The sequence below is a fragment of the Mycobacterium sp. genome (assembly GCF_019243155.1).
In the GTDB taxonomy this organism is placed as follows: Bacteria; Actinomycetota; Actinomycetes; order Mycobacteriales; family Mycobacteriaceae; genus Mycobacterium.
In genome coordinates this window covers 1-3,609 of sequence record NZ_JAFAUS010000442.1, presented here as the reverse complement: position 1 = coordinate 3,609, position 3,609 = coordinate 1, and the positions used below count along the sequence as shown (strand labels likewise).

Annotated in this window: 4 protein-coding genes; all 4 read right to left on the bottom strand. The window is 65.5% G+C overall.

Going from position 1 to position 3,609, the window contains the following annotated elements; genetic code table 11:
* The coding region (locus JOZ00_RS22775; protein WP_293348397.1) for a crotonase/enoyl-CoA hydratase family protein at positions 1 to 610 on the bottom strand (610 nt) is incomplete at its 3' end.
* Entirely contained in the window at positions 607 to 1,839 is a 1,233-nt protein-coding gene (locus JOZ00_RS22770) for a CoA transferase (RefSeq protein WP_293348394.1), read from the bottom strand. The genes JOZ00_RS22770 and JOZ00_RS22775, both read right to left, overlap by 4 nt.
* 13 nt (positions 1,840 to 1,852) lie before the next feature.
* Positions 1,853 to 3,073: an acyl-CoA dehydrogenase family protein gene (locus JOZ00_RS22765; protein WP_293348391.1), complete on the bottom strand. Its 1,221-nt coding sequence runs from the start codon at positions 3,071 to 3,073 to the stop codon at positions 1,853 to 1,855.
* Positions 3,074 to 3,324: 251 nt separating this feature from the next.
* Positions 3,325 to 3,609, bottom strand: a 285-nt coding sequence (locus tag JOZ00_RS22760; RefSeq protein WP_293348389.1) for a QsdR family transcriptional regulator, incomplete at its 5' end; no start/stop codon positions are given.

The following is a 3,609-nucleotide window of genomic DNA, read 5'->3' as shown; positions in this document are numbered from 1 at the left end:
GTGCGTTGGCCGCAATGCGGACGCCAAGCTCTTGCGCCGTCTGCAATGCCGCCCCGGGTGCTGTCAGCTCGCTGACGAGCCCGTACTGCCGGGCGTCGACGGCCAACAGCGGTTCGCCGGTGAGCAACACCCTGAGCGCGACGTGGTAGGGAATGCGCTTGGGCAGGCGGATGACGCCGCCCTCACCGGCGATGAGTCCCCGTTTCACTTCGGGCAGGCCGAATTTGGCGTCTTCGGCGGCGACGATCAAGTCGCAACCCAGGGCCATTTCGAAACCACCACCGAGCGCCCAGCCTTCGACGGCTGCGATCAGGGGCTTGCGCACCGCGGCTTGGGTGACACCGCCGAATCCGCGACCGGGAAGGATCGGTGTCTGCCCGTTGGCGAACGCCTTCAGGTCCATCCCCGCACTGAACGTCCCGCCGGCTCCGGTGAGCACGCCCACCGAGAGCGACGGATCGGCGTCCAGCAGATCCAGGGCGGATGCCACCTGAACCGCGACGTCGCGGTTGACGGCGTTGCGTTGCGCCGGCCGGTGGATGGTGATGGTCAACACGCCGTGCTGGTGCTCGGTCAGCACCAGATCGGTGGCCTGCTCGATCGTGGTCATTTCACTGTCTCCTGTTCTGTCGCATCAGGAATGGCTCCCTGGTCTCGTAGGTGAACCACGTCATCCACGGTGAATCCGAGCTCCACAAGAACTTCTGCGTTGTGCTCGCCGTGCTCGGGTGCGCGCCGCGAAGGCACCCGCGGCATTCCGCGCAGAGTGACCGGGTTGTTGACGGTGTACTCCAGGTCAGCGGCCCCCTCGATCGGTACGACGATGTTGGCGGCGCGCAGTTGCGGGTCCTCGGCCGCTTCCTCCGGCGTCTTGATGACGCCGTAGGGGATGCGAGCCTCGTCGAGAGCCTTTTGCCAATGTGGCAAGGCGTGGGAACGAAATTCGGCGCCGAGCAGGGCAGCCAATTCAGCGGCGTGCTGGCCGACGGCCGTGGGGTCGCTGAAGCGGGCGTCGGACAGGAGGTCTTCCCGCCCGACGGCCTTGGCCAACACCGGCCATGCAGATCGCCTGGCGGCCAGCATGATCCAGCGTCCATCACCGCACTGATACGGATTCGTCAGCGCATTGATCGGCTTGTTGGGGTCATTCAGTTCGTACGGCTTGGCGCCCGCCAAGGCCGCCGATACCAGCGTTCCCGTCGCCCACACCCCGGTGGCCAGCAGCGACGTACCGACGTTGGCACCTCGCCCTGTGCGTTCGCGGTGATACAGCGCAGTGGTGATCGCCGCGTAGATCGCGACGGCGGTGGTGTAATCACCGCTGCCCCAGGGCGGGGACGTCGGCGGTGCACCGGCGTCGCGGGTCGAGGCGAGCAGCCCGCTGCGTGACCAGAAGGCGGTCAGGTCAAACCCGGGCAGCTTGGCGTCCGGGCCGGCATCACCGAACCCGGTGATGTCGGCATAGATGATCCGCGGGTTCCAGGATGAGACTTCCTCATAGCCCAGGTGCAATCCCTCCCGGGTGCCGTGTGGGAAATTGGTGATCAGCACGTCGGCCCATTCGACGAGACGCTTGAGTATCCGCGTCCCGCCTTCCGACTTCAGGTTGATCGACATTCCGCGCTTGTTGCGGTTGGCCAGGTGCCAGCTGTAGTTACCGTTCGCCGCCGGGCTCGGCGGGATCGAGCTGAGCAGGCGCTGGGGGTCACCCATGCCGGGCGCCTCGACCTTGATGACGTCGGCCCCGAAGTCCGACAGCATCGTCGCTGCCGCCGGCGCGGCGATAAAGCTCGCCAGCTCAACGACTTTGAGGCCAGAAAATACTGATTGCGTTGTCATTGTCGTGGTCTCCTTAGACGAAGGCGCTCAGGCCGGTGACGGATTTCCCGACGATCAGCGTCTGCATCTCGCGGGTGCCCTCGTAGGAGTAGAGAGCCTCGGAGTCGGCCACGAACCGGCCGATGTTGTAGTCGAGCACAATGCCGTTGCCGCCGAACAACTCTCGGGCCCAGTGCACGGTCTCGCGCATGCGTGACGTGCAGTAGGCCTTCGCCAGCGCGGACTGTTCGTCCCGATACACACCCTCGTGCTGCAGCTGCGCCAGGCGCACCATCATCCCCGCGCACGCCGTGGCGTTGCCGAGCATCTTGACCAGCAGGTCCTGAACCATCTGGAACTTGCCGATCGGGCGACCGAACTGGATGCGCTCCTTGGCATACTGCAGCGCGAGCTCGTATGCGGCGAACTGGACGCCCACCGCCTGCCACGCCACACCGCTGCGGGTCCGGCGCAGGATTTCGGCGGTGTCCCGAAACGAGTTCGCGTTCTGCAACCGGTTGGCTTCCGGAACCCGGCACTCTTCGAGAACGATGTCAGCGTTCTGCACGATCCGCAGCGCGAACTTGTTCTCGATCTTCGTCGCGGTGAACCCGGGAGTGCCCTTCTCCACCACAAAACCCAGAACCTTGTTGGTTTCGACCTCGCGAGCCCAGACAACGATCACATCGGCGAAGGTGGCGTTTCCGATCCACCGCTTGGCGCCGTTGAGCACCCACTCGTCGCCGTCACGGCGCGCAGTCGTCTCCATGCCGCCGGCCACGTCGGAGCCGCCGTGCGGCTCGGTCAACGCGAAGGCGCCGATCTTCTCGAAGCGGCTCATCGCGGGCAGCCAGCGTCGCTTCTGCTCCTCGGACCCGCAGCTGAGGATGGTGCCCATCGCCAGCCCGGAGTGCACTCCGAAGAACACCGAAAGCGACGGGTCGGCGTGCGCCATCTCCAACGCGGTGATGCCGGTCATGAGGTTGCTCGGCGCAGGCTCGCTCGAGTCGGGATCGGCCCAATCCAGCAGGCCCAGCTTCGCAAACTCTTGGACGAGCTCGTGCGGGAACTCGGCCCGCGCCCAGTAGCCGTCGACGATCGGCGCGGCCTCGGTGCGAAAGAATTCGCGAATTCGGGCGACCTTCTCCCGCTCCGGAGCTGACAGCAGCTCCTCGTAGGAGTAGAAGTCGGCCGGCAGCAGACCCCGCTCCAAATAAGGCTGGGGCGTCGTCGGCAGCGTCACTGTGGTGGTCATGGCATCCTCTCTTGTCCGGTGTTCGGATGGGTTTGGCCGATTGGCTGCTGGCCGCTAACCCGTACGTTCACCATCCGCGCGCCACGAATCGAGTGGGGATGCCGCGGTTATCCCCGGTACTGGCAGGGACAGGCTGGCGAAGCGGGTCGCAGGCAGGCGGTACTAGGTGCGCCGGTTCTCGAAGTACCGGTGCATCGGACCGGCATATCCGCGAATACGTTGTGCTAGTTGCTTTTACGCGAAGAGAGGTGTCAATCGCTATCGGAGTCGTGGCGTCCGAGGAGCGCCCCGACCGCCAGCTCCGCCATTGCGATGTCGGGATCCTCGCCGGTGATGTACTCGGCGTACAGGAAAGACTCGACGATCCGAACGATGAGGTAGGCCAAGTCGCGCAGCGGAAGTCGCGAACGTAGGTTGCCCTGTGCCACCTCGTCGTTCAGCAGGTTCTCGATGGCGGCCACGAGGCGGCCCTGGACCGTGCCGGCGCGGGTGGTGAGAATTCTCAGCGCGCGCTCCGGCTCTCGCCGCAGGAACGC

Bases quoted from the DNA above. Each gene is read 5' to 3' on its own strand.
- JOZ00_RS22770 (WP_293348394.1), bottom strand. From the start codon at position 1,839: ATGACAACGCAATCAGTATTTTCTGGCCTCAAAGTCGTTGAGCTGGCG.
- JOZ00_RS22765 (WP_293348391.1), bottom strand. From the start codon at position 3,073: ATGACCACCACAGTGACGCTGCCGACGACGCCCCAGCCTTATTTGGAG.